This is a genomic window from Pseudomonas sp. HLMP (assembly GCF_046365545.1).
GTDB classification, from domain to species: domain Bacteria; phylum Pseudomonadota; class Gammaproteobacteria; order Pseudomonadales; family Pseudomonadaceae; genus Aquipseudomonas; species Aquipseudomonas guariconensis_B.
The window spans coordinates 3,051,119-3,075,626 of sequence record NZ_JBDLLR010000001.1 but is presented as its reverse complement, the minus strand read 5'-3'; the positions used below and the strand labels follow the sequence as shown (position 1 = coordinate 3,075,626).

General features: G+C 65.2%; 21 protein-coding genes, 1 pseudogene and 1 riboswitch. Of the genes and pseudogenes, 13 read left to right on the top strand and 9 right to left on the bottom strand.

Features of this window, described 5'->3' with window-relative positions:
- Positions 1-143 precede the first annotated feature (143 nt).
- Positions 144-2,141: a transketolase gene (tkt, locus tag ABFA30_RS14380; protein WP_225788874.1), complete on the bottom strand. Its 1,998-nt coding sequence runs from the start codon at positions 2,139-2,141 to the stop codon at positions 144-146.
- A 264-nt stretch (positions 2,142-2,405) separates the two neighbouring features.
- Between tkt and ABFA30_RS14375 the strand changes: the two genes are divergently transcribed.
- The 5 genes from ABFA30_RS14375 (at position 2,406) to ABFA30_RS14355 (ending at position 7,407) form a co-directional block, all read left to right on the top strand.
- Entirely contained in the window at positions 2,406-3,401 is a 996-nt protein-coding gene (locus ABFA30_RS14375; protein WP_225788873.1) for an ArsR/SmtB family transcription factor, read from the top strand.
- Between the two features lie 19 nt (positions 3,402-3,420).
- Positions 3,421-4,611, top strand: coding sequence for a methionine adenosyltransferase (metK, locus tag ABFA30_RS14370; RefSeq protein WP_225788872.1), 1,191 nt, complete (start codon positions 3,421-3,423; stop codon positions 4,609-4,611).
- A 145-nt stretch (positions 4,612-4,756) separates the two neighbouring features.
- Positions 4,757-6,424 (top strand): NAD-dependent DNA ligase LigB, encoded by a 1,668-nt coding sequence (gene ligB / locus ABFA30_RS14365; protein ID WP_225788871.1) that lies wholly within the window; start codon positions 4,757-4,759, stop codon positions 6,422-6,424.
- A gap of 59 nt (positions 6,425-6,483) precedes the next feature.
- Positions 6,484-6,879 carry a DUF1090 domain-containing protein gene (locus ABFA30_RS14360; RefSeq protein WP_225788870.1) on the top strand — a complete coding sequence of 132 codons (396 nt, stop codon included), beginning with the start codon at positions 6,484-6,486 and terminating at the stop codon, positions 6,877-6,879.
- A gap of 132 nt (positions 6,880-7,011) precedes the next feature.
- On the top strand, positions 7,012-7,407 hold the full coding sequence (locus ABFA30_RS14355) for a DUF1090 domain-containing protein (protein WP_225788869.1): 396 nt from the start codon (positions 7,012-7,014) through the stop codon (positions 7,405-7,407).
- A gap of 70 nt (positions 7,408-7,477) precedes the next feature.
- Here the strand turns inward: ABFA30_RS14355 and ABFA30_RS14350 are convergent, their stop codons facing one another.
- Complete coding sequence (locus ABFA30_RS14350; protein WP_253168200.1) at positions 7,478-7,921, bottom strand: c-type cytochrome; 444 nt, start codon at positions 7,919-7,921, stop codon at positions 7,478-7,480.
- A 117-nt stretch (positions 7,922-8,038) separates the two neighbouring features.
- Between ABFA30_RS14350 and ABFA30_RS14345 the strand changes: the two genes are divergently transcribed.
- Positions 8,039-9,190, top strand: a complete 1,152-nt coding sequence (locus ABFA30_RS14345) for a murein transglycosylase A (RefSeq protein WP_225788868.1) — start codon at positions 8,039-8,041, stop codon at positions 9,188-9,190.
- Positions 9,191-9,274: 84 nt separating this feature from the next.
- Here ABFA30_RS14345 and ABFA30_RS14340 read toward each other — a convergent pair whose 3' ends face one another.
- Both ABFA30_RS14340 and ABFA30_RS14335 read right to left on the bottom strand, forming a co-directional pair.
- Positions 9,275-9,661, bottom strand: a complete 387-nt coding sequence (locus ABFA30_RS14340) for an MAPEG family protein (protein WP_225788867.1) — start codon at positions 9,659-9,661, stop codon at positions 9,275-9,277.
- A 31-nt stretch (positions 9,662-9,692) separates the two neighbouring features.
- A complete protein-coding gene (locus ABFA30_RS14335) occupies positions 9,693-10,526 on the bottom strand; it encodes an EamA family transporter (protein WP_225788866.1) in 834 nt (277 codons plus the stop codon).
- Between the two features lie 398 nt (positions 10,527-10,924).
- On the opposite strand from ABFA30_RS14335, the gene ABFA30_RS14330 reads away from it, so the two are divergent.
- On the top strand, positions 10,925-12,163 hold the full coding sequence (locus ABFA30_RS14330) for a cation:proton antiporter (protein ID WP_225788865.1): 1,239 nt from the start codon (positions 10,925-10,927) through the stop codon (positions 12,161-12,163).
- Positions 12,164-12,219: 56 nt separating this feature from the next.
- Here ABFA30_RS14330 and ABFA30_RS14325 read toward each other — a convergent pair whose 3' ends face one another.
- Positions 12,220-12,621: an acyl-CoA thioesterase gene (locus tag ABFA30_RS14325; protein ID WP_317235049.1), complete on the bottom strand. Its 402-nt coding sequence runs from the start codon at positions 12,619-12,621 to the stop codon at positions 12,220-12,222.
- 179 nt (positions 12,622-12,800) lie between these two features.
- A riboswitch (S-adenosyl-L-homocysteine riboswitch) is annotated at positions 12,801-12,897 on the top strand.
- A gap of 21 nt (positions 12,898-12,918) precedes the next feature.
- Here ABFA30_RS14325 and ahcY point away from each other — a divergent pair.
- The 4 genes from ahcY to ABFA30_RS14305 all read left to right on the top strand — a co-directional run bounded on the left by ahcY (position 12,919) and on the right by ABFA30_RS14305 (position 18,331).
- The gene (ahcY, locus tag ABFA30_RS14320) at positions 12,919-14,328 is read left to right on the top strand and encodes an adenosylhomocysteinase (protein ID WP_225788864.1); all 1,410 of its coding nucleotides are present in this window, start codon (positions 12,919-12,921) and stop codon (positions 14,326-14,328) included.
- A 169-nt stretch (positions 14,329-14,497) separates the two neighbouring features.
- Positions 14,498-15,343: a methylenetetrahydrofolate reductase [NAD(P)H] gene (gene metF / locus ABFA30_RS14315; RefSeq protein WP_225788863.1), complete on the top strand. Its 846-nt coding sequence runs from the start codon at positions 14,498-14,500 to the stop codon at positions 15,341-15,343.
- A 96-nt stretch (positions 15,344-15,439) separates the two neighbouring features.
- A complete protein-coding gene (locus tag ABFA30_RS14310) occupies positions 15,440-16,228 on the top strand; it encodes a substrate-binding periplasmic protein (RefSeq protein ID WP_225788862.1) in 789 nt (262 codons plus the stop codon).
- Positions 16,229-16,447: 219 nt separating this feature from the next.
- Complete coding sequence (locus ABFA30_RS14305) at positions 16,448-18,331, top strand: DEAD/DEAH box helicase (protein WP_253102778.1); 1,884 nt, start codon at positions 16,448-16,450, stop codon at positions 18,329-18,331.
- A 48-nt stretch (positions 18,332-18,379) separates the two neighbouring features.
- On the opposite strand, the gene ABFA30_RS14300 is transcribed toward ABFA30_RS14305, so the two are convergent.
- The 3 genes and pseudogenes from ABFA30_RS14300 to ABFA30_RS14290 all read right to left on the bottom strand — a co-directional run.
- Positions 18,380-18,955, bottom strand: coding sequence for a YceI family protein (locus ABFA30_RS14300; RefSeq protein WP_225788860.1), 576 nt, complete (start codon positions 18,953-18,955; stop codon positions 18,380-18,382).
- Positions 18,956-18,989: 34 nt separating this feature from the next.
- Positions 18,990-19,541, bottom strand: a complete 552-nt coding sequence (locus ABFA30_RS14295) for a cytochrome b (protein ID WP_225788859.1) — start codon at positions 19,539-19,541, stop codon at positions 18,990-18,992.
- Positions 19,542-19,866: 325 nt separating this feature from the next.
- Positions 19,867-21,384 (bottom strand): annotated as a pseudogene (locus tag ABFA30_RS14290) (flavin monoamine oxidase family protein); the annotation flags it as partial.
- A 223-nt stretch (positions 21,385-21,607) separates the two neighbouring features.
- Here ABFA30_RS14290 and ABFA30_RS14285 point away from each other — a divergent pair.
- Positions 21,608-23,014 (top strand): adenosylmethionine--8-amino-7-oxononanoate transaminase, encoded by a 1,407-nt coding sequence (locus tag ABFA30_RS14285; RefSeq protein WP_225788858.1) that lies wholly within the window; start codon positions 21,608-21,610, stop codon positions 23,012-23,014.
- 143 nt (positions 23,015-23,157) lie between these two features.
- Complete coding sequence (locus ABFA30_RS14280) at positions 23,158-23,877, top strand: 16S rRNA (uracil(1498)-N(3))-methyltransferase (protein WP_410045585.1); 720 nt, start codon at positions 23,158-23,160, stop codon at positions 23,875-23,877.
- Here the strand turns inward: ABFA30_RS14280 and trhA are convergent.
- Entirely contained in the window at positions 23,874-24,491 is a 618-nt protein-coding gene (gene trhA / locus ABFA30_RS14275; protein WP_225788856.1) for a PAQR family membrane homeostasis protein TrhA, read from the bottom strand. The genes ABFA30_RS14280 and trhA overlap by 4 nt on opposite strands.
- Positions 24,492-24,508 lie beyond the last annotated feature (17 nt).

Below are 24,508 nucleotides of genomic sequence, written 5' to 3'. Positions count from 1 at the left end.
GGCTCACGAACTAGTGCGTTGTCTGGGCAGGCCAATGGGGCCGCTGCACGGCCCATCGCGGGCAAGCCCGCTCCCACAGGTTCACGCGATACCTGTGGGAGCGGGCTTGCCCGCGAAAAGGCCGGTACAGCCTCACCGACCGATCAGTCTTCCAGCAGCTCTTCGGCAGTACCCAGGATGTTCTCCAGGGTGAAGCCGAACGCTTCGAACAGCGCACCGGCCGGAGCCGATTCGCCGTAGGTGGTCATGCCGATGATACGGCCTTCGAGGCCCACGTACTTGTACCAGAAGTCCGCATGGGCCGCTTCGATGGCGATGCGCGCGCCCACCTCGACCGGCAGTACCGACTGTTTGTAGGCGGCATCCTGGGCATCGAACACGCTGGTGCATGGCATGGATACCACGCGCACCTTGCGGCCCTGCTCGGTCAGCGTGGCATGCGCCTGGACCGCCAGCCCCACTTCCGAACCGGTGGCGATCAGGATCAGCTCAGGCTCGCCGGCGCAGTCCTTGAGGACGTAGCCACCACGGGCGATGTCGGCGATCTGCTGGGCGTCGCGCTCCTGGTGCTGCAGGTTCTGGCGCGAGAAGATCAGCGCCGACGGGCCGTCCCGGCGCTCCAGGGCGCTCTTCCAGGACACGGCCGACTCGACCGCATCGGCCGGGCGCCAGGTGTCCAGGTTCGGCGTGCTGCGCAGGGCGGTCAGTTGCTCGATCGGCTGGTGGGTCGGGCCGTCCTCGCCCAGGCCGATGGAGTCGTGGGTGTAGACGTGGATCACGCGCTGTTTCATCAGCGCCGACATGCGCACCGCGTTGCGCGCGTATTCCATGAACATCAGGAAGGTCGCGCCGTACGGCACCAGGCCGCCGTGCAGGGCGACGCCGTTCATGATGGCGGTCATGCCGAACTCGCGCACGCCGTAGAACACGTAGTTGCCGCTGGCGTCATCGGCCTCGACGCCCTTGCAGCCTTTCCACAGGGTCAGGTTGGAGCCGGCCAGGTCGGCCGAACCACCGAGGAACTCGGGCAGCAGCGGGCCGAAGGCGTTCAGGGTGTTCTGGCTGGCCTTGCGGCTGGCGATGGTCTCGCCCTTGGCAGCGACTTCGTTGATGTAGGCCTGGGCCTTCTCGGCGAAATCGGCTGGCAACTCGCCGCTCTGGCGGCGTTGGAACTCGGCGGCCAGCTCAGGGTAGGCCTTGGCGTAGGCGTCGAAACGCAGGTTCCAGTCGGCCTCGAGCTTGGCGCCGGCGGCCTTGGCGTCCCACTCGGCGTAGATCTCGGCAGGGATCTCGAACGGGCCGTGGTTCCAGTTCAGTTCCTTGCGCGCCAGGGCGATCTCGTCGTTGCCCAGCGGCGCGCCGTGGCAGTCTTCCTTGCCCTGCTTGTTGGGCGAGCCGAAGCCGATGATGGTCTTGCAGCAGATCAGGGTCGGCCGGTCGCTCTTGCGCGCGGTCTCGATCGCCATCTTGATCTCGTCGGCGTCATGGCCGTCGACGTTGCGGATCACCTGCCAGTTGTAGGCCTCGAAACGCTTCGGCGTGTCGTCGGTGAACCAGCCGTGAACCTCGCCATCGATGGAGATGCCGTTGTCGTCGTAGAAGGCGATCAGCTTGTTCAGGCCCAGGGTGCCGGCCAGCGAGGCGACTTCGTGGGAAATGCCTTCCATCATGCAGCCATCACCGAGGAACACGTAGGTGTTGTGGTCGACGATGGTGTGGCCGTCACGGTTGAACTGGGCGGCCAGCACCTTCTCCGCCAGGGCGAAGCCCACGGCGTTGGCCAGGCCCTGGCCCAGCGGGCCGGTGGTGGTCTCGACGCCCGCGGTGTAGCCGTACTCCGGGTGGCCCGGGGTGCGGCTGTGCAGTTGGCGGAAGGCCTTGAGGTCGTCGATCGACAGGTCGTAGCCGGTCAGGTGCAGCAGCGAATAGATCAGCATCGAGCCGTGGCCGTTGGACAGCACGAAGCGGTCGCGATCGGCGAATTTCGGGTTGCTCGGGTTGTGCTTCAGGTAGTCGCGCCAAAGCACTTCGGCGATATCCGCCATGCCCATGGGGGCACCTGGGTGGCCGCTGTTGGCCTTTTGCACGGCATCCATGCTGAGGGCACGAATGGCGTTGGCACGTTCACGACGGCTGGGCATCGCTGAGTCTCCTGGGGCTTGAATAAGGTAGTGGAACGAAAAAAGGCGGCCATTTTCGCCCACAGGCGGGTCCGGGGGCAAACTTTTCCAGCCACGAATCCAGCCACGAGTGACGAGCTTCAAGCTACAAAGGGAGGCAGAGCGGTGATCGGCCCGCTTTATCGCTCGCAGCGTGGCGCTCGAAACTTACAGCTCATCGGCAATATCAAAACTTTTTGATATTGCTATTGCGACGACAGCATCCCCTGTCTAGACTGCCGCCTCATGAACCTACGTGCGCCCTCGGCAGACCACCAGCGAAGCGACGAACTGGCCGCCCTGTGCAAGGCCGGTGGCGACCCCTTGCGCCTGAACGTGCTGCGCGCCCTGGCCAGCGATTCGTTCGGCGTGCTGGAGTTGGCGCAGATCTTCGGCATCGGCCAGTCGGGCATGAGCCACCACCTCAAGGTGCTCGCCCAGGCCGATCTGGTGGCCACCCGCCGCGAAGGCAACGCGATCTTCTATCGCCGCGCCCTGCCCGATAGCCTGCGCCTGGGCGGCCGCCTGCACGCGGCACTGCTCGAGGAGGTCGACGGCCTGGCCCTGGCGCAGGACGTGCAGGCGCGCATCGCCCAGGTACAGCAGCGCCGGGCGGCCACCAGCCAGGATTTCTTCCTGCGCGTGGAAGAGAAGTTCCGCGCCCAGCAAGACCTGATCGCCGGCCTGCCGCAGTACCGCGAGAGCCTGCTGGCCCTGCTCGACAAGCTCAGCTTCGCGCCGACGGCCAGCGCACTGGAGGTCGGCCCGGGCGACGGCGGTTTCCTGCCGGACCTGGCGCGGCGCTTCGCCCAGGTCACGGCGCTGGACAACAGCCCGACCATGCTCGAGCTGGCACGCCAGGTCTGCCAGCGCGAAGGCCTGGACAATGTAACCCTGCAGTTGGCCGATGCACTGGGTGCAACGGATGTGGAAGCCGACTGCGTTGTGCTGAACATGGTCCTGCACCATTTCAGCGACCCGGCCCTGGCCCTGCGCCTGCTGGCCAAACGGGTGAAGGCCGGCGGCAGCCTGCTGATCACCGAGTTGTGCAGCCATGACCAGGGGTGGGCGCGGGAAGCCTGCGGCGACCTCTGGCTGGGCTTCGAGCAGGACGACCTGGCCCGTTGGGCCAATGTTGCGGGGCTGGCACCCGGGGACAGCCTCTACGTGGGCTTGCGTAACGGTTTCCAGATCCAGGTCCGCCATTTCCAGCGGGCCACTGGCGACACTCACCATCGGTAAATTTTAGGAACCCGTCGAGATGAGCGAATACTCCCTTTTCACCTCCGAGTCCGTGTCCGAAGGGCATCCGGACAAGATCGCCGACCAGATTTCGGACGCGGTCCTTGATGCAATCATTGCCCAGGACAAGTATGCCCGCGTGGCCTGCGAAACCCTGGTCAAGACCGGTGTCGCCATCATCGCCGGCGAAGTGACCACCTCCGCCTGGGTCGACCTGGAGGAACTGGTGCGCAAGGTCATCATCGACATCGGCTACAACAGCTCCGAGGTCGGTTTCGACGGCGCCACCTGCGCGGTGATGAACATCATCGGCAAGCAGTCCGTGGACATCGCCCAGGGCGTCGACCGCTCCAAGCCTGAAGACCAGGGCGCTGGCGACCAGGGCCTGATGTTCGGCTATGCCAGCAACGAAACCGACGTACTGATGCCGGCACCGATCTGCTTCTCGCACCGCCTGGTCGAGCGCCAGGCCGAGGCGCGCAAGTCTGGCCTGCTGCCGTGGCTGCGCCCGGACGCCAAGTCCCAGGTCACCTGCCGCTACGAGAACGGCAAGGTGGTCGGCATCGATGCCATCGTCCTGTCGACCCAGCACAACCCGGAAGTGTCCTACAAGGACCTGCGTGAAGCGGTCATGGAGCTGATCGTCAAGCACACCCTGCCGGCCGAACTGCTGCACAAGGACACCCAGTTCCACATCAACCCGACCGGCAACTTCATCATCGGTGGCCCGGTGGGCGACTGCGGCCTGACCGGCCGCAAGATCATCGTCGACTCCTACGGCGGCATGGCTCGCCACGGTGGCGGCGCCTTCTCCGGCAAGGACCCGTCCAAGGTCGACCGTTCGGCCGCCTATGCCGGTCGCTACGTGGCCAAGAACATCGTCGCCGCCGGCCTGGCCGAGCGCTGCGAGATCCAGGTGTCCTACGCCATCGGCGTCGCCCAGCCGACCTCCATCTCGATCAACACCTTCGGCACCGGCAAGGTCGCCGACGACAAGATCGTGCAACTGGTCCGTGAATGCTTCGACCTGCGTCCGTATGCGATCACCACCATGCTCGACCTGCTCCACCCGATGTACCAGGAGACCGCTGCCTACGGCCACTTCGGCCGTATTCCGCAGCAGAAGACCGTCGGCGACGACACCTTCACCACCTTCACCTGGGAACGCACCGACCGCGCCGACGCCCTGCGTGACGCTGCCGGGTTGTAAGCAGCGGCAAGCTGCAAGACCAAAGCCCCTGCCGAGTGATCGGCAGGGGCTTTTTCGTGACATATCGGCTGACAACTGCGCGCGGCGGCCAGGGCGGGGCTTGCCTAGGCTAAGCATTTCCCGTTGCCACGCAAGGATGCTGGCCATGCCGTTCGTGTTGATCGTTGCCCTGTTCGTCCTGTCATCCATGGCCCATGCCGGGGATTGCCCGGCATGGGCTGACGAGCGCGCTCGCAAGGAGGTCGCGCAACTGCGCCAGACCCTCGCCCGGTGGGACGACCACTATCATCGCCAAGGCATCTCGCTGGTGCCGGACGAGCTGTACGACCAGAGCCGGCAGCGGCTGCTGCAGCTTCAAGGTTGCTTCGCACTGGCATACACCGACAACCCGCTGGCCAGCGCCCGTGGCACCATCGCCCACCCGATCGCCCATACCGGCGTTGCCAAGCTGGTCGATGAACACGCCATGGAACGCTGGATGCGCGGCAAGCACGGCGTCTGGATCCAGCCCAAGGTCGATGGGGTCGCCGTATCGCTGGTCTATCGCCAAGGCCAGCTGGTGCGTCTGCTCAGCCGTGGCGATGGCGTGCGAGGGCACGATTGGAGTCGCCATGTTCCCCAACTGGCGGGGGTCGTTCGGCAATTGCCCCAGCCGCTCGACCTGGTTCTGCAAGGGGAGCTCTACTGGCGTCTCGATGAGCACGTACAGGCAACCGCCGGCGGCGCCAATGCGCGCGGTACCGTGGCCGGGCTGATGGCGCGCAGGCAATTGACCGCCGAGCAAGGCGCCGGTATCGGCCTGTTCGTCTGGGACTGGCCCGAAGGCCCGGCTTCCCAGGGCGAACGCCTCGCACGGCTGGCATCGCTGGGCTTCCCCGACAGCCAGCAATTCAGCGTCGCCATCGACAGCCCGGCACAAGCCGCCCACTGGCGCCAGCACTGGTATCGCTCGCCGCTGCCATTTGCCAGCGATGGCGTGATCCTGCGCCAGGACAGTCGCCCGCCCGCACAACGCTGGCGCGCCCAGGCGCCCTACTGGATCGCCGCCTGGAAATACCCGTACCGTCGAGCCATGGCCGAGGTGCGCAAGGTCCATTTCAGGGTCGGGCGAACCGGGCGTGTCACACCCGTGCTGCACCTGCAGCCACTACTGCTGGATGACCGGCGCATCAGCCAGGTCAGCCTGGGTTCGCTGGCGCGCTGGCAGGCGCTGGACATACGCCCGGGCGACCAGGTGGCGATCAGCCTTGCCGGGCTGACCATCCCCAGGCTGGAAAACGTGGTGCATCGCAGTGTTCAGCGCGCACCGCTGAGCGTGCCGGAACCTGGCCGCTATCACCCGCTGAGCTGCTGGCAGGACAGCGAGGCCTGCCGGGAGCAGTTCATCGCCCGGCTGGCCTGGCTCGGCGGCAAGCAAGGGCTGGCGATGCCACGCGTAGGGACGGCGGCCTGGGCACAATTGGTCGAAAGTGGCCTGGTCGGCACCTTGGACGGCTGGCTCGCCCTGACCCGCGATGAACTACTGCGCGTACCCGGGATCGCCGAGACACGCGCCGAGCAGTTGCAGCAGGCCTTCGCCCAGGCGCGTAGGCAGCCTTTCCCGCGCTGGCTGCGCGCCCTTGGCGTCCCGGCCCCCAAGGATCTCGAACTGGGGCCGGACTGGCAGACCCTGGCAGCCAGGAGCCCCACGCAATGGATGGCGGAGCCGGGCATCGGCCGCCACCGAGCCGAGCAACTGCATGCGTTTTTCCAGAACGAGGATGTACAGATACTGGCCAAACAATTGCACCGGCATGCAATCGAGGGTTTCTAATTTCTGCGGATCAAGGCAGCATTTCCTTTTCTGCCGCCCTGCCCCGAATGGAGTCCCCGATGAAACTGCTTTCGTCCCTCGTCCTGTCTGCCCTGTTCGGCCTGACCGCCCATGCCGCGCTGGCCGCCGAGGAGCAGCCAGGCCTGACCGGTTGCGCAGCCAAGCGCCAGGCCATCGCCGAGCAGATCGCCCAGGCACGTACCCACGGCGATGCCGAACAATTGGCCGGCCTGGAAAAAGCCCTGAGCGAAGTCACCGAACATTGCACCGACGCCAGCCTGCGCAAGGAGCGCGAGCAGAAGGTGCTCGAGTCCCGTCATGAGGTCAACCAGCGCACCAAGGACCTGGACAAGGCCATGAAGAAGGGTGACCCGGAGAAGATCAACAAGCGCAAAGAGAAGCTCGCCGAGGCCAAGAAGGAACTGCAGGAAGCCGTGGACGACTTGGAGCGTTGACAGGGGCTTACCTGCTAACCATGTAAGACTTTTCTGAAAAAACAGCCGAAAGATCGCAGCGGGATTCACTGACGAGGAGGATGGGGGCAGTATTTCCCCATCCATCGTCAATTGCCCCGGAAGGAGGCTGTCATGAAGCCGCTTTGTTCATTCGCCCTATTCACCGTGCTCGGCCTGGCATCGGCCTCGCTGCAGGCCGCGCAGCCCGATCCGGGCCTGACCGGTTGCGCGGCCAAGCGCAGCGCCATCGAGAACCAGCTCGAGTACGCCAAAAAGCACGACAACTGGGGCGAGATCCGCGGCCTGGAGAAGGCATTGAAGGAAAACAAGGAACACTGCACCGACGCCGGGCTGCGGGCGGAACGCGAGCAGAAGGTTCGCAAGGCCGAACGCGAAGTGCAGGAGCGCGAGTCCGACCTGAGGGAAGCCCAGGCCAAGGGCGATGCCGACAAGATCAGCAAGCGCGAGAAGAAACTCGCCGAATCCAGGGAGGAACTGGAAGCGGCGAAACGCGAACTGGACAAGTGACCTGACTGGCGGGCCCCGCCGGGCCGCGCTGTCGTATTAGAACCAGCGGCCGGCGGGGCAAGCCCGCCACTCAGTGATTACGAAACTCTGTATGGCAGGCCTTGCACGCGGCCTCCACCTTGTCCATCGGCGATTTCAACCGTGCAGCCTCAAGCGGCTGCGCACGGGTCACGCCAACCAGTTCCCCGGTCACGCCCTCCAATTGCCGCGCCAGCTCATGGAAGCGTGCCTGGCGCTCCCAGACCTGCGGCCGCGCGCTGCTCTGGCCGTCATCCTTGACCTGAGGGAAGTGCTGCCAGGGCGCATGCGCCAAGCCATCGAGCTTCACCGCGCCCGCGGCGAACTTCCCGCCATCGAAGGGCAACCGACCGCGCAGCATGCCGCCCATGTCCTCGCTGGTTTTCAGCATCTCCTTGAAGATGGCCTTGCGCTGGCCCAAGGGTGAGTTAGGATCGACACGGTCGCAGGCCACCAGGGACAGGCTGACCAGCAGCATGGTGAAACATTTGTACATCATGGTCTCACTGGTTCGGGGAACGGGCCGACAGTATCCTCGCCTGCTCGACAAACACCAATACCCTTACGAAAAACAGGGGCAGCCAAGCAGGCTCTCCCTCTCAAGGATTCGACCATGAAATCTGCCTTGCGCCACTTCGCCTGGGCGCTTCCCGCCCTGGCCCTGCTGGCCGGCTGCAACGGCGGCGAAAGCGCCAAGCCTGAACCCCATGCCATCGCCACCTATGCACCCGCGACCTGGAAAGACCTGCCGACCGTCAGCGATAGCGACCTGCTGGCTGGCTTCCAGGCATGGCGCAACGGTTGCGAGAAGCTCAAGCGCGATCCGGTCTGGGCCACCACCTGCGAGGCCGCGCAGCCCCTTGCCCAAGATGCCGCCCAAGTCCGCGCGTTCCTGCAGCAGAACTTCGAGGTCTACGGCCTGCGCTCGGCCGAAAACAGTGCCAATGGCCTGATCACCGGGTACTACGAACCTGTCTACGCCGGCAGCCTCGAACGCACCGACAGCGCCCAGGTACCGGTCTATGGCATCCCGGAAGACATGGTCGTGGTCGACCTGGCCAGCATCTACCCCGAGCTCAAGGGCAAGCGTCTGCGCGGGCGTCTGGAAGGCCGCGTGCTCAAGCCCTACGACACGGCGGAAACGATCTATCGCGATGGCGTCAAGGCGCCGGTGCTGGCCTGGCTGACCGATCCGATGGACCTGCAGTTCCTGCAAATCCAAGGCTCGGGGCGTGTCCAACTGGAGGACGGGCGCCAACTGCGCCTGGGCTACGCCGACCAGAACGGCCATCCGTACCGGCCGATCGGTCGCTGGCTGGTAGAACAGGGCCAGTTGAAGAAAGAAGACGTGACCATGGGCAGCATCCATGCCTGGGCCCAGGCCAACCCGCAACGGGTGCCCGAGCTGCTGGCGAGCAACCCCAGCTATGTGTTCTTCGGCACCCGCCCGGACAGCAACGAAGGGCCACGCGGCTCGCTCAACGTACCGCTGACCGCCGGCTATAGCGTGGCCATCGACCGCAAGGTGATTCCCCTGGGCAGCCTGCTCTGGCTCTCCACCACCCGCCCGGACGGCAGCCCGGTGGTGCGCCCGGTCGGCGCCCAGGACACCGGCGGCGCCATCACCGGCGAGGTACGTGCCGACCTGTTCTGGGGCACAGGCCCGGAGGCCGGCGAACTGGCGGGCAACATGAAGCAGCAAGGGCAGATCTGGCTGTTGTGGCCCAAGGGCAAGCCGTTGCCCGAAGTGCCTAAAGCCCCCTGAATCAGCGCCAAGCGTTTTCGCGGGCAAGCACTGCCATCTCGGGGCGCGAAGCGCCCCCACGTGCAAGCCCGCGAATACGCCTACTCAGATCGAAACGATGAAGAACGTCACGATCAGGGCCACCCCGACGAACCACACAAGAGAGCGCAGGACGGCCAGGTCGGCCAGGTAGCAGATGATGTAGAGCAGCCGGCTGGTGATATAGAGCACCGCCAGCACGTCTTGGGTGACCTGCTCGGCATTGCCGACGATATCGGCCACCAGCACTGCCGCGGCGAACGCGGGAAAGGCTTCGTAGCCGTTCTGCTGGGCGGCATGGGCGCGGCGCGGCAACCCTGAGAGGGTATCTAGGAAGGCACGCGGGTCATGGTTGTCGCGCATGCCGAAACGGCCACTGCTCAGCTTCGCCGTCAAGCCACACAGCGGCGGCAGGATCATCGCGATCAAAATGCACCACAGGGCAACGGTCATGGACAGGACTCCTTGTTCAGAATGATCGGTATCAGAGCTTCATCACCAGCATGCCCGCCAGGACCAGCCCGCAAGCTAGGAGTCTCGGGCCGCCAAAAGGTTCTTTGAGGTAGCGCATGCCCATCAGCACCACCAGGATCACGCTCAGCTCACGTAGCGCCGCCGCCTCGGCCACCGACCCCAGGTGCATGGCCCACAACACCAGGGCGTAGCTCAGCAATACGCATACCCCCACCGCCAGCCCCAGGCGCCACTGGGTACGCCAGAACAGCACGAACGGTGCGCGGCGCGCCACGCAGGCCAGCAACGGGAACGGCCAGGCACTGAGCAGGGTCAGCCAGACCAGGTAGTCCCAGGGCTTGCCCCACAGCCGCACGGCCTGGCCGTCGAACCAGGTGTAGCAGCCGATGCACAGGCCGATCAGCGCCACCACCGGTAACATCGACCAGGGCAAGCGATCGCCACCGCCGCCCTGCCACAGCAGGCAGGCCATGCCGCAGGGGATCAGCAGGATACCGATGATCTGCTGGCTGCTCAGCGACTCGCCGGCGAACGCCAGGGTCAACCCCAGCACCACCAGCGGCGACAAGCCACGCATCAGAGGATAGACCAACCCCAGGTCGCCGACCCGATAGGCCTGGATCAGCAGGAAACGGTACAACTGCTCGGCCAACGCCGAGGCCAGCAGCCAGGGCCAGACCTCGGCCGGCGGCAGCTCGACGAATGCTATCGCCAGCACAGCGAACAACAGTGCCACCGCATCCATGCTGGCGATCACCAGCAGGCGCTCGCCACTGAACTTGATCAGGGTATTCCAAGTCGCGTGCAGCAGGGCCGCGACCAGCACCAGAGAAGTTGCCAACACGCAGAGGGGTTCCTTGCAAAGCATTCGGGCCGTCAATGGCCGGGGCGATCCACACTATATCCGTTTCGCGTGGGGCCTTGGGGCTGCTGCGCAGCCCATTCGCCGGCAAGCCCCACAGGAGTTCGCGTCGATCACACGTCATGTGGTTTTGCAGATCCCTATGGGAGCGGGCTTGCCCGCGGACAAGGGCACCAGCCCTTGCCATGCGCCACGGGTCTCAGGGCCAGCCACTCGCGGCCCGCCTCATCCGTGTACGACTCAAGGCCGCACACCCCTCAGACTTGAACGATTCCAACAAAACCGGTCATAAGATGTGTCCCGGCTGCTCCGCCAGATCATCAAAGAACTGCCCGAGCCATTCGGGTAATGACTTGGAAGCCACTGTCACAGGATTCGGGATGCTCGAACTCGTTGCCGCATTTATCTGCCTGACCACCCTCCTCACCTACGTCAACTACCGCTTCATCGGCCTACCGCCAGCCATTGGCGTGATGGTCACCGCGCTGCTGTTCTCCCTGATCATCCAGGGCCTGAGCCTGATCGGCTTCCCTGGCCTGGAAGAACGCGTCGAAGGGCTGATGAACCAGATCGACTTCAACGATCTGCTCATGCACTGGATGCTGGCTTTCCTGCTGTTCGCCGGCGCCCTGCACGTCAACCTGGCCGACCTGCGCAGCTACCGCTGGCCGATCGGCCTGCTGGCCACCGTCGGCGTGCTGATCGCCACCGTGGTGATCGGTTTCCTGGCGCACTGGATCTTCGCCCTGTTCGGCTGGGACGTGCCGCTGATGTACTGCCTGCTGTTCGGTGCGCTGATCTCGCCCACCGACCCGATCGCCGTGCTGGGTGCTCTGCGTACCGCCAACGCCTCCAAACCACTGAAGACCACCATCGTCGGCGAGTCGCTGTTCAACGACGGTACCGCGGTGGTGGTGTTCACCGTACTGCTGGGCATCGTCCAGCTCGGCGAGACGCCAAGCTTCGCCGACACCGCCGTGCTGTTCGCCCGCGAGGCCATCGGCGGCATCGTCTTCGGCGGCCTGATCGGCTACGCCACCTACCGCATGATCAAGAGCGTCGAGCAGTACCAGGTCGAGGTGATGCTGACCCTGGCGCTGGTCATCGGTGGCTCGGCCATGTGCTACGAGCTGCACGTGTCGGCGCCGATCGCCATGGTGGTGGCCGGCCTGATCATTGGCAACCTGGGGCGCAACCTGGCGATGAACGACATGACCCGCCGCTACATGGACGGTTTCTGGGAGTTGATCGACGATATGCTCAACGCCCTGCTGTTCGCCCTGATCGGCCTGGAGCTGTTGCTGCTGCCGTTCAACTGGATGCACCTGGCCGCAGGCGCCGTGCTGGCCGTGGCGGTACTGCTGTCGCGCCTGCTGACCGTGGCGCCGGCGATCGTCCTGCTGCGCCGGTGGCGCAGTGTGCCCAAGGGCACCGTGCGGGTACTGACCTGGGGCGGCCTGCGCGGTGGCGTGTCCGTGGCGCTGGCGCTGTCGCTACCGGCCGGCGCCGAGCGTGACCTGCTGCTGTCGATCACCTACATCGTGGTGCTGTCGTCGATCCTGGTGCAGGGTTTGAGCATCGGCCGCGTTGTACGCGGGGTCAGCGCCCAGCCTGACTAGCTGTACGCTGCAAGAAAAAGCGTGAGTGTGCACGCCCTTCTCTTGCAGCTTGAAGCTCATTCGACCGCGGTATCGGGGAACTGGTCCTGGATGTACTTGATCTCGGTGCGCCCGTGCGCCGCTGGCAGGCCGTCCTCGCCGAGGTTGACGAAGACCATCTTGTCCACCGTCAGGATGCTCTTGCGGGTGATCTTGTTGCGCACTTCGCACTTGAGGGTGATCGAGGTACGACCGAACTCGGTGGCGGTGATGCCCAGCTCGATGATGTCGCCCTGGCGCGAGGCGCTGACGAAGTTGATCTCCGAGATGTACTTGGTCACCACCCGCTGGTTGCCCAGCTGGACGATGGCGTAGATCGCCGCCTCCTCGTCGATCCAGCGCAGCAGGCTGCCGCCGAACAGGGTGCCGTTGGGGTTGAGGTCTTCGGGTTTTACCCACTTGCGGGTGTGGAAATTCATCGGTGCTCCTGACCTGCTTGGCTGACGTGCGGTAATGATGGCAGACCCGCCAGTCACTCTCCATTGAACATCGACTATCGTCGCGATTAATCGACAGAAAACCTTGGGCCTGGGCCTGCGCCGCAGCTATAATCCCAGCCGCTTCACATGACCACCCGCAGAGGGGTCATGCCCGCCACCTGTCCGAGGGGCGCTGCAGCAGGTTCCACCTGTCAGGCTCGGATGGGGCGTTGTCCGCTCCCGCGGACGCTCAACGCACAACGGCGCCCATTCGCACACTACGAATGGAGGCTCTCGATGAGCGCTGTAAACACGCCTGCAGGTTTTTCCGATTTCAAGGTCGCCGATATCTCCCTGGCCGACTGGGGCCGCAAGGAAATCATCATCGCCGAGTCGGAAATGCCCGCGCTGATGGGTCTGCGCCGCAAATACCAGGCCGAGCAACCGCTCAAGGGCGCGAAGATCCTCGGCTGCATCCACATGACCATCCAGACCGCCGTGCTGATCGAGACCCTGATCGCCCTGGGTGCCGAAGTACGCTGGTCGTCCTGCAACATCTTCTCGACCCAGGACCAGGCCGCTGCCGCCATCGCCGCCGCCGGCATCCCGGTGTTCGCCTGGAAGGGCGAGACCGAGCAGGAGTACGAGTGGTGCATCGAGCAGACCATCCTCAAGGATGGCCAGCCATGGGACGCCAACATGGTGCTGGACGACGGCGGTGACCTGACCGAGATCCTGCACAAGAAGTACCCGGCGATGCTGGACAAGATCCACGGCATCACCGAAGAGACCACCACCGGCGTGCACCGCCTGCTGGACATGCTGGCCAAGGGCGAGCTGAAAGTCCCGGCGATCAACGTCAACGACTCGGTCACCAAGAGCAAGAACGACAACAAGTACGGCTGCCGCCACAGCCTCAACGACGCCATCAAGCGCGGTACCGACCACCTGCTGTCGGGCAAACAGGCCCTGGTGATCGGCTACGGCGACGTGGGCAAGGGCTCGGCCCAGTCCCTGCGCCAGGAAGGCATGATCGTCAAGGTCACCGAAGTCGACCCGATCTGCGCCATGCAGGCGTGCATGGACGGTTTCGAAGTCGTGTCGCCGTTCAAGAACGGCATCAACACCGGCACCGAGGACGGCATCAACCGTGACCTGCTGGGCCGCATCGACCTGATCGTCACCACCACCGGTAACGTCAACGTCTGCGACGCCAACATGCTCAAGGCCCTGAAGAAGCGTGCCGTGGTCTGCAACATCGGTCACTTCGACAACGAGATCGACACCGCCTTCATGCGCAAGCACTGGGCCTGGGAAGAGGTCAAGCCGCAGGTGCACAAGATCCACCGCACCGGCGCCGGCACCTTCGACCCGCAGAACGACGACTACCTGATCCTGCTGGCCGAAGGCCGCCTGGTGAACCTGGGCAACGCCACCGGCCACCCGAGCCGCATCATGGACGGCTCGTTCGCCAACCAGGTGCTGGCGCAGATCTTCCTGTTCGGCCAGAAGTTCGCCGAACTGCCGGCCGCGCAGAAGGCCGAGCGCCTGACCGTGGAAGTGCTGCCCAAGAAGCTCGACGAGGAAGTGGCCCTGGAGATGGTCCGCGGCTTCGGCGGCGTGGTCACCCAATTGACCCCGCAGCAGGCCGAATACATCGGCGTGACCGTCGACGGCCCGTTCAAGCCAGACACCTACCGCTACTAACCAGCGGCAAGCTGTCAGTTGCAAGCGGCAAGAAAAATCAGCGCGTGCCGATGCTTCTTGCAGCTGAATGGACCTTGAACGATGCCCCAGCCAGATCGGCCACCACCGATCTGGCTTTCACTTGCAGCTCGCCGCTTGAAGCTCAAGCCCGCTGCTCGAGGAACGAGTGATGTCACAAGAACGCCGCTACAGTTTCGAGTTCTTCCCCACCAAGACCGAGGCCGGCCATGAAAAACTGATGGGCGTCGCCCGCCAGCTGGCCACCTATAACCCCGATTTCTTCTCCTGCACCTATGGCGCAGGGGGCTCGACCCGCGACCGTACCCTCAACACCGTGCTGCAACTGGAAAGCGAGGCCAAGGTAGCCGCCGCGCCACACCTGTCCTGCGTCGGTGACAGCAAGGACGAACTGCGCACCCTGATCGCCCAATACAAGGCAGCCGGAATCAAGCGCATCGTCGCCCTGCGTGGCGACCTGCCGTCGGGCATGGGCATGGCCTATGGCGAACTGCGCTACGCCAGCGACCTGGTCGAGTTCATCCGCCAGGAAAGCGGTGACCACTTCCACCTGGAAGTCGCCGCCTACCCCGAGATGCACCCCCAGGCACGCAACTTCGAGGACGACCTGGCCAACTTCGTGCACAAGGTCAAGGCCGGCGCCGACAGCGCCATCACCCAGTACTTCTTCAACGCCGACAGCTATTTCTACTTCGTCGAGCGCGTGCGCAAGCTGGGTGTGGACATTCCGGTGGTACCCGGCATCATGCCGATCACCAACTACAGCAAGCTGGCACGCTTCTCCGATGCCTGCGGCGCCGAGATCCCGCGCTGGATCCGCAAGCAGCTGGAAGCCTACGGGGACGACACCCGCAGCATCCAGGCGTTCGGCGAGGAAGTGATCACCCGCATGTGCGAGCAACTGCTGCAAGGCGGCGCACCCGGGCTGCACTTCTACACCCTGAACCAGGCCGAGCCGAGCCTGGCGATCTGGAACAACCTCAAGCTGCCACGCTAATCCGGCAGGGGCCTGGATGAGCACCGAAAAGGTGCGTCCAGGCCCTGCGCAGCGGCTCTCTGGCCATCGACCGGCGGACGGCGTACCCTGCCCGCCATGCGCCATGTCACCCGCCTCTTCTGCCTCCTGCTGCTCGCCTGCCTGGGCCCGCTGGCCCAGGCCGAGCGTCTGCGCCTGGTCAGCGACGACTGGGCGCCCTACATCTACCGGGACAATGGCCAGCCGCGGGGCATCGATTACGAAGTCACCAACGAAGTGTTCAAACGCCTGGGCTTCGACATCGACTGGCAGTTCCTGCCGTGGAAGCGCTGCCTGGCCATGGTCGAGCAGGGCCAGGCCGACGGCGTGATGGACATTTTCCGGCTCGACTCGCGCAGGCCCTACCTGGTCTACCCGGACGAGCCCATGTCGCAGGTCGAGTTCGTGCTGTTCCAGGCCCGTGCCCGGCGTCATGCCGTCGAACGCCTGGAAGACCTCGCCGGCCTGACCGTGGGCACTGCCCCGGGCTACGCCTACAGTGCCGCGTTCAGCGAATCCCCGCTGTTTCGCCGGGAAGCGGCGCCCACCCTCGAGGCGAACTTCGGCAAACTGCTCCTGGGCCGCATCGACCTGCTGGTGACCGACCGCCGTGGCGGGCGCTACCTACGCCGCCAACTGGGGCTCGAGCGGCAGGTCGAGGAACTGCCCCTGGTGATCAGCCGCCACCCGCAGTACCTGGGCCTGGCACGCAAACCAGGCCGCGAGCAACTGGCCCAGGCGTTCGCCGCCGAACTGCGGCGCTTCAAGCTGGAACCGGCCTATGCAGCGATCAACGCACGCTATGACGGCGATGGCGCCGATATTCCTGACACCGTTGAGCAGCAGGAACGCGGCACACCGCGATAGCTCTGTTATACTCGGGCCTTCCCGCCCGGCTCACGCCCGGACGCTCGGCCTCGCAACAGGCATCTCGACCGTCGGCAACGCACCCCCCAGTGCCCGCCCGCCGCTTCCCGGATGCGCAGTGACGCCCTGCTGGACCGGACGCGATCGCATCCTTCCGATGCCCGTCGCGCCAGGCAGATCATCCCATCGGGCCCAGCCCCCACGAGAACAGGATTGCCCATGTCCTTTGCTTCCCTCGGTCTCTCCGAGGCTCTTGTCCGCGCTATCGAGGCTGCGGGCTATACCCAGCCCACTCCGGTGCAACAGCGGGCCATTCCCGCCGTGTTGCAAGGCCGCGACCTGATGGTCGCCGCCCAGACAGGTACTGGCAAAACCGGCGGCTTCGCCTTGCCGATCCTCGAGCGCCTGTTCCCCGGCGGCCACCCCGACAAGTCCCAGCGCCACGGCCCACGCCAGCCACGGGTATTGGTGCTGACACCGACCCGCGAACTGGCCGCCCAGGTGCATGACAGCTTCAAGGTCTATGCCCGTGACCTGCACCTGGTCAGCGCCTGCATCTTCGGCGGCGTCGGCATGAACCCGCAGATCCAGGCCATGGCCAAGGGCGTCGACGTCCTGGTGGCCTGCCCCGGCCGCCTGCTCGACCTGGCCGGCCAAGGCAGCGTCGACCTCGCCCACGTGGAGATCCTGGTCCTCGACGAAGCCGACCGCATGCTCGACATGGGCTTCATCCACGACGTCAAGAAGGTCCTCGCCCGCCTGCCGGCCAAGCGCCAGAACCTGCTGTTCTCGGCCACCTTCTCCAAGGACATCACCGACCTTGCCGACAAGCTGCTGCACAACCCCGAGCGCATCGAGGTCACGCCGCCGAACACCACGGTCGAGCGTATCGAGCAGCGCGTCTACCGCCTGCCAGCCAGCCACAAGCGCGCCCTGCTGGCGCACCTGATCACCCTGGGCGCCTGGGAACAGGTGCTGGTGTTCACCCGCACCAAGCATGGCGCCAACCGCCTGGCCGAGTACCTGGAAAAGCACGGCCTGAGCGCCGCCGCGATCCACGGCAACAAGAGCCAGAACGCCCGCACCAAGGCCCTGGCCGACTTCAAGGCCAACACCGTGCGCGTGCTGGTGGCCACCGATATCGCCGCGCGTGGCCTGGATATCGACCAATTGCCCCACGTAGTCAACTTCGAGCTGCCCAACGTCGAGGAAGACTATGTCCACCGCATCGGTCGCACCGGCCGTGCCGGCCGCTCGGGCGAAGCCATCTCGCTGGTGGCGCCAGACGAAGAGAAGCTGCTCAAGAGCATCGAACGCGTCACCCGGCAGAAGATCCCCGATGGCGACCTGATGGGCTTCGACCCCAGCCAGGTGGAAGCCGAGAAGCCGGAAGTCCGTGAACGTCCGCAGAACAGCGGTCGTGGCGGGCGCAACCAGGCACGCGGCGAAGGTGGCAAGGAAGGCAGCGGCGGGCGCAAGGACAAGGGCAAGGACAAAGGCAAGGCCAAGCAGCAGGCCGCCGAGAAGCCCGCCGAGAAGGCCAAGGCCGGCGACAAGCAGCAGAAGCAAGCGCGCAAGCCACGCGACAACAAGAAGCCACGCCAACAGGCTGGCCAGGCGCAGGCCAGCATCCCGCCGATTCCGGCCGATCGTGACCCGGAGGAATTCCTGGATGACGATATCGACAACTTCGGCAACCGTGCCGACTACGTAAGCCCCTACCAGAACGCCAAGAACCAGGGCCGCAACCGTCGCCCCGGTGGCAATGGCGGCAACGCCAACCAGGGCAACGGCCAGCGTAACGCGGGGGGCCAGGGCCGCAATGGCGGTGGTCAGCGCCAGGGCTCCGGCGAAAAGCGTGCCCGCAACAACAACGGTGGCGCGCGCCGTGATGGCAACGCCGGGCGCAACCGCGCGGGCCGCGATGACTTCTCCCGGCAGGAGCCAGCGGTGCGCAACCCACGCGAACAGCGCGAACAGCAGCAGCCGGTGATCATTCGCAAGGAGTCCAAGCTCGACCGTTACCCAACGCCCGAGCAACTGGATGATCTGCCGAGCCGTCCGCGGGGCGAGCGCCCTGCCCTGCTGACCCGCAATCGCTGACCAGCAAACCGTTGGGGCTGCGCACAGCAGCCCTAAGGGATCAGCGCGTTACTTCTTCACGCCTTCGATGCTGATGTCCAGGTCCAGGGTCTGGGAGGTTGGGCCCGGGCCCTTGATGCCAAAGTCGTTCAGGTTCAGCGTGGTGGTGGCGTTGAAGCCCGCACGCTCGCCGCCCCATGGGTCCTTGCCTTCACCGTTGAACACGGCCTTGAAGGTGACCGGCTTGGTCACGCCGTGCAGGGTCAGGTCGCCGGTCACGTCGGCGGTCTTGTCACCGGTCGGCTTGACGCTGGTGGAAACGAACTTGGCCTCTGGATACTTCTTCACGTCCAGGAAATCGGCGCTGGCGATGTGCTTGTCACGCTCGGCGTGGTTCGACCACAGGCTGGCGGTCTTCAGGTCCACGTTGATCTTGCTGGCCTCGGGCTTGGCGCTGTCCCAGGTGAACGCACCGTCGAAGTCGCGGAACGTGCCGTGGATGAAGCTGTAGCCCAGGTGGCTGATCTTCCAGTCGACGAACGCGTGCTGGCCTTCCTTGTCGATCTTGTATTCGGCGGCCATGGCCTGGCCGGCGGAGAACAGGGCGGTACCGAGCGCCAGGGCGGCAAAAGTCTTTTTCAACATCCTTACTTCCTTCCTTTGCAATTGAGGTTGAGAGTCAAGCTTTGCGGCCCAGCATGCGGGTCAGGGTCGCGTCACGGTCGATGAAATGGTGCTTGAGGGCTGCCAGGCCATGCAGGATGGCGAAGATCACCAGCCCCCAGGCCAGGTAGAGGTGGATGACCCCGGCAGTGTCCGCCTGGTCGGGCAGATCGCTGAGCAGCGCCGGCACCTCGAACAGGCCGAATACCGGGATACCGACACCGTCGGCGGTGGAGATCAGGTAGCCGGCGATCATCACCGCGAACAGGCCAAGGTACAGTGCCAGGTGCCCCAGCTTGGCGGCCAGCCGGGTGAATGCCCCGTGGTTGGCCGGTGCCGGTGGTGGCGGGCTGACGAAGCGCCAGAGCACGCGCAGCAGCATCACCGCCAGCAGTATCAGGCCGATGCTCTTGTGCAGGTCGGGCGCCGACTTGCGCCATGGGCTGTAGTAGTCGAGGCCGACCATCCACAGGCCCAGGCCGAACAGGCCGAAGACCGCCAGGGCTACGCCCCAGTGCAGGACGATGCTGACCAGGCCATAGCGAGAAGGTGAGTTGCGCAGTTGCATGTTGGCATGTTCCCCGTGAAAGCTGCGCACAGACTAGCGCGAAACGTATCGAATAAAAGCGGAAAAACTTGCTTCGGATTATCGACAAATCCGATATGTAGTGTGCGAGCTTCCTATTAAGGAAACATTAACGGTAGACGGGAGATGAGGTGTTGTCGCGGGGAGCGTACTTGGGGCCGCTTCGCGCCCCATCGCCGGCAAGCCGGCTCCCACACAGGTCGCTAGCTAACCTGTCCAACTTTTCGGGGGCAGTCCACCCTGTGGGAGCCGGCTTGCCGGCGATGGGGCGCGAAGCAGCCCCGCCCATTACATCGAATCAGCCCGCCTCGGGCGCCGCCTTGACGGGGGCTTCCTTGGGCTGCGGCTTGTCGTCGCCACCGAACAGGCGTGAGAAGAAGCCGGCTGGCTTGTCCTTGCCGACGGCAGGCGCCGCAGCCACCGGCTTGGCCTTGGCCGGCTCGAACGACTTGCCGGCCGCCAGGTCCTGCACCTGGCTGGCCGCCCGCTGGCCACTGCGCAGGGCGCCTTCGAGGGTGCCCGGGTACAGGGCATCGGTGTGCTCGCCGGCAAAGGCGATACGCTGCACCGGGCGCTCCCACAGGCGCCAGTACTTGCTGATCTGCCCTGGCCCGTAGGCCAGGTACGCGCCGCCCATGCCGGCCTGGGTGCTGTAGCGGCGCACTTCATAGCCGGTGAACGCACCACGGGCCTGCGGGTAGAAGGCGTGCAGGCGAATCAGGACCTGGTCGACCATCTGCTTGTCGCCGAACGCCTGCAACAGGCGCGCATTGTCACCGGACAGGTTGATCACCACGTTGGCCCCGCCCTTGAGCGCCGGCTCGATCCACAACATGCCCAGGCCGGCGTTGCTGAAGATCTCGCCAGACATGCGCGCACGGCTTTCCCATACCGGCTGCTTGAACTTGAGCATCATCTGGTCGCGCCAGCCGTAGTTGGTCCCCTTGAGGGCCGCCAGGTGCTGGCTGTCCAGCCCCGGGGTCATCTGGATCTTCGCCAGCGCACGCAGCGGCACGGCCATGACCAGGTAATCGGCCTGGTAGCCGACATCGCCGACCTTGACCATGATGCCGTTCTTGTCCTGGACGATGGCGGTCACCGGCGAGCTGGTCTTGATGGTCTTGAGCTGCTTGACGAACGCCTGGGCCAGCACCGGGCTGCCGCCTGGCAGGCGCGCGGCGCGCAGGTCTCGGTCGCTGACGCCACGGTAGACACGGGTCTGCTGGGCGTAATAGAGCAGCGACAGGCGCGAGGGCTCGTCGTAGCGGGTGCGAATCTGCTGGTTGATCAGTTGGCGCGCAGTGGTCGGCAACTGCAGCTTGTCCAGCCAGGTGGAGACGTTCATCTGGTCGAGGGCGAACAGCGTGCTGTTGGCCGCCGGGTTCAGCGGATCGTCGATCGAACGGGCCAGGTCGTCGAGGGTCTTCTCGTAGCGCTTGAGCGCTTCGGCAGTGACTGGCTGCTTGGTGGCCAGGTCGGCGGCGCTGAAGTATTCGCCGTCGATCAGGTAGCCGGGGGTGCGCACGAACTCCGGCGCCGGCAGTGTTTCAAGCTTGAAACGCTCCAGATACTGATTGAGCACCGGCTGAGCCTTGCTGTTGCCGATCCATTCGCTGGTGGCCAGGCCCGAGCGTCCTCCCATGCCGGACTTGGCCTCCAGCAGGGTGACCTGCCAGCCCTTGTTCTGCAGTTCGTAGGCTGCGGTCAGGCCCGCCAGGCCGCCACCCACCACGATCGCCGACGGTGTCTTGTCCTTTGCCAGCGCGGCACCGCTGGACACACCGATCAATATCAACGCGCACAGGCGCACCCAAGCAGCAGCCATTTTGGCGAACTCCGGATCAGAGATGACGAAAAAAGGGGGGAAACGAGCCCCCAGGGGGTGATGCGTTAAGAATACGTCAGGTATGCGAACCTCGCCAGCACAGCGCCATCAAGTGCCTAGCAGCACTGGATTTTTTGTTTCAGTCAGCACTGCGGTTGTCCCGTCCGCCGGCTTTGCTTAGGCTTACCGGTTCATACACGCCGCGTCGCCAGGAGAAGTGCCCATGGGCCTGAACAACGAGTGGATGCAACGCGACCTCAAGGTCCTGTGGCACCCCTGCACCCAGATGAAAGACCACGAGCACCTGCCGCTGATCCCCATCCGCCGTGGCGAGGGCGTGTGGCTGGAAGACTTCGAGGGCAAGCGCTACCTGGACGCCGTCAGCTCCTGGTGGGTCAACGTGTTCGGCCATGCCAACCCACGCATCAACCAGCGCATCAAGGACCAGGTCGACCAGCTCGAGCATGTGATCCTGGCCGGTTTCAGCCACCAGCCGGTGATCGAGCTGTCCGAACGCCTGGTGGCCATGACCCCGGCCGGGCTGGAGCGGGTGTTCTATGCCGACAACGGCTCGTCGTGCATCGAAGTGGCGCTGAAGATGAGCTTCCACTATTGGCAGAACAAGGGCCAGCCCGACAAGAAGCGCTTCGTCACCCTGAGCAACAGCTACCACGGCGAGACCATCGCCGCCATGTCGGTGGGCGACGTGCCGCTGTTCACCGAAACCTACAAGGCACTGCTGCTCGACACCATCAAGGTCCCGAGCCCCGACTGCTACCTGCGCCCAAAGGGCATGGGCTGGGAAGAGCATTCCCGGAACATGTTCGCCGCCATGGAGCAGACCCTGGCCGAACACCACGCCAGCATCGCCGCGGTGATCGTCGAGCCGCTGATCCAGGGGGCCGGTGGCATGCGCATGTACCATCCGGTGTACCTCAAGCTGCTGCGCGAGGCCTGCGACCGCTATGGCGTGCACCTGATCCATGACGAGATCGCCGTGGGCTTCGGCCGCACCGGGACGATGTTCGCCTGCGAACAGGCCGGCATCCGCCCGGACTTCCTGTGCCTGTCCAAGGCGCTGACCGGCGGCTACCTGCCACTGGCCGCCTGCCTGACCACCGACGAGGTGTACCAGGCCTTCTACGACGACTACCCGACCCTGCGCGCCTTCCTCCATTCGCACAGCTACACCGGCAACCCGCTGGCCTGCGCAGCGGCCCTGGCGACCCTGGACATCTTCGAGCAGGACCAGGTGATCGAGGCCAACAAAGCCCTGTCCGCGCGCATGGCCAGCGCCACCGCGCACCTGGCCGACCACCCGCACGTGGCCGAAGTGCGCCAGACCGGCATGGCCCTGGCCATCGAGATGGTCCAGGACAAGGCCGGCAAGGTCGCCTACCCCTGGCAGGAACGGCGTGGCCTGAAGGTCTTCGAGCATGCCCTGACCCGTGGTGCCCTGTTGCGCCCGCTGGGCAGCGTGGTGTATTTCCTGCCGCCGTACGTGATCACCCCGGAACAGATCGACTTCCTGGCCGAAGTGGCCAGCGAAGGCATCGACATCGCCACCCGCGACAGCGTCAGCGTGACGGTGCCGAAGGACTTCCACCCCGATTTCCGCGATCCGGGTTGACCACAAGCATCGCGCATTCCCCTGTGGGAGCGGGCTTGCCCGCGAATGCGCCAGCCAGCACGGCCCCGTTGCCTGATCGGACGCATTCGCGGGCAAGCCCGCTCCCACACGGAATGCGTCACCACTTTACTGTCGAGCCCTTCATGAGACTGTCCCGCTTCTTCATCGATGCCCCCCTGGGCCTCGGCGAGCACGAACTCCCCGAGGCCCAGGCCCACTACATTGGCCGCGTGCTGCGCATGGTCCCCGGTGACGCCGTGCAACTGTTCGACGGCAGCGGCCAGGAATACCGTGGCCAGTTGCTCGAAGTCGGCAAGAAGACCGTGCGCGTCGCCCTCGACCAGGCCCTGCCCGGCCAGGCCGAATCGCCGCTGCGCATTCACCTGGGCCAGGGCCTGTCCCGTGGCGAACGGATGGACTGGGCGATCCAGAAAGCCACCGAACTGGGCGCCACTGAAATCACCCCGATCGTCAGCGAACGCTGCGAGGTGCGCCTGAAGGACGAACGCGCCGACAAACGACTGGCCCATTGGCGCCAGGTAGCGATCAGCGCCTGCGAGCAATGCGGCCGCTCGACCCTGCCGGTGATCCACCCGCCGGTGGCCATGGCCGAATGGCTCAAGGCGAGCGACGCGGACCTCAAGCTGGTCCTGCACCCGGTGGCCGAGCCCTTGACCCGCCATGCCAAACCTGCGCGCCTGGCCTTCCTGATCGGCCCGGAAGGCGGCTTGAGCGATACCGAGGTCGAGCAGGCCAAGGCCGCCGGTTTCCACGCCGCCCGCCTCGGCCCACGTGTGCTGCGCACCGAGACCGCGCCGGTGGTGGCGTTGTCGGTGGCGCAGCAGTTGTGGGGCGACTTTTAACGCACGTAGAAGAACACGGCGATGAAGTGCAACAGGCTGCCGGCGATGACGAACAGGTGCCAGATGCCATGCCAGTGGCGAAAGCGGCTGTCGAAGGCGAAGAAGATGATGCCGATGGTATAGAACGCCCCGCCGGCCGCCAGCCAGGCGAAGCCGGCGGCTCCCAGGCTGTACAGCAGGGGCTTGACCGCCACCAGGACGATCCAGCCCATCACCGCGTAGATGATGATCGACAGCACCCGCGCCTCCGAGCGCGGCTTGATCTCCTGCAGCATGCCGACCACGGCCAGGCCCCAGACCACGCCGAACAGGCTCCAGCCCCAGGGCCCGCGCAGGCTGACCAGGCAGAACGGCGTATAGCTGCCGGCGATCAGCAGGTAGATCGACAGATGGTCGAGCTTGCGCATGATCACCTTCGCCCGCCCGCGGGTGCTGTGGTAGAGGGTGGAGATGCTGTAGAGCAGCAGCAGGGTGGCGCCGTAGATGGAGAAACTGACGATCTTCCAGGGGTCGCCCTGCAGCCCGGCCACGACGATCAGCCAGATGGCACCGATGCAGGCCAGCACGGCACCGACCAGGTGCGTCCAGGCGTTGAAACGTTCACCGTGATACATGCAAGCACAGACCTCTG

What these genes read in the sequence shown, in the direction of transcription:
- ABFA30_RS14295 (WP_225788859.1), bottom strand. Translation starts at nt 19,541, where the DNA reads ATGCAACTGCGCAACTCACCTTCTCGCTATGGCCTGGTCAGCATCGTC.
- ABFA30_RS14300 (WP_225788860.1), bottom strand. Translation starts at nt 18,955, where the DNA reads ATGTTGAAAAAGACTTTTGCCGCCCTGGCGCTCGGTACCGCCCTGTTC.
- ABFA30_RS14305 (WP_253102778.1), top strand. Translation starts at nt 16,448, where the DNA reads ATGTCCTTTGCTTCCCTCGGTCTCTCCGAGGCTCTTGTCCGCGCTATC.
- metF (WP_225788863.1), top strand. Translation starts at nt 14,498, where the DNA reads ATGTCACAAGAACGCCGCTACAGTTTCGAGTTCTTCCCCACCAAGACC.
- ABFA30_RS14345 (WP_225788868.1), top strand. Translation starts at nt 8,039, where the DNA reads ATGAAATCTGCCTTGCGCCACTTCGCCTGGGCGCTTCCCGCCCTGGCC.
- ABFA30_RS14350 (WP_253168200.1), bottom strand. Translation starts at nt 7,921, where the DNA reads ATGTACAAATGTTTCACCATGCTGCTGGTCAGCCTGTCCCTGGTGGCC.
- ABFA30_RS14280 (WP_410045585.1), top strand. Translation starts at nt 23,158, where the DNA reads ATGAGACTGTCCCGCTTCTTCATCGATGCCCCCCTGGGCCTCGGCGAG.
- ABFA30_RS14360 (WP_225788870.1), top strand. Translation starts at nt 6,484, where the DNA reads ATGAAACTGCTTTCGTCCCTCGTCCTGTCTGCCCTGTTCGGCCTGACC.
- ABFA30_RS14375 (WP_225788873.1), top strand. Translation starts at nt 2,406, where the DNA reads ATGAACCTACGTGCGCCCTCGGCAGACCACCAGCGAAGCGACGAACTG.
- ligB (WP_225788871.1), top strand. Translation starts at nt 4,757, where the DNA reads ATGCCGTTCGTGTTGATCGTTGCCCTGTTCGTCCTGTCATCCATGGCC.
- ABFA30_RS14340 (WP_225788867.1), bottom strand. Translation starts at nt 9,661, where the DNA reads ATGACCGTTGCCCTGTGGTGCATTTTGATCGCGATGATCCTGCCGCCG.
- tkt (WP_225788874.1), bottom strand. Translation starts at nt 2,141, where the DNA reads ATGCCCAGCCGTCGTGAACGTGCCAACGCCATTCGTGCCCTCAGCATG.
- ABFA30_RS14285 (WP_225788858.1), top strand. Translation starts at nt 21,608, where the DNA reads ATGGGCCTGAACAACGAGTGGATGCAACGCGACCTCAAGGTCCTGTGG.
- ABFA30_RS14355 (WP_225788869.1), top strand. Translation starts at nt 7,012, where the DNA reads ATGAAGCCGCTTTGTTCATTCGCCCTATTCACCGTGCTCGGCCTGGCA.
- ABFA30_RS14330 (WP_225788865.1), top strand. Translation starts at nt 10,925, where the DNA reads ATGCTCGAACTCGTTGCCGCATTTATCTGCCTGACCACCCTCCTCACC.
- ABFA30_RS14325 (WP_317235049.1), bottom strand. Translation starts at nt 12,621, where the DNA reads ATGAATTTCCACACCCGCAAGTGGGTAAAACCCGAAGACCTCAACCCC.
- trhA (WP_225788856.1), bottom strand. Translation starts at nt 24,491, where the DNA reads ATGTATCACGGTGAACGTTTCAACGCCTGGACGCACCTGGTCGGTGCC.
- ahcY (WP_225788864.1), top strand. Translation starts at nt 12,919, where the DNA reads ATGAGCGCTGTAAACACGCCTGCAGGTTTTTCCGATTTCAAGGTCGCC.
- metK (WP_225788872.1), top strand. Translation starts at nt 3,421, where the DNA reads ATGAGCGAATACTCCCTTTTCACCTCCGAGTCCGTGTCCGAAGGGCAT.
- ABFA30_RS14310 (WP_225788862.1), top strand. Translation starts at nt 15,440, where the DNA reads ATGCGCCATGTCACCCGCCTCTTCTGCCTCCTGCTGCTCGCCTGCCTG.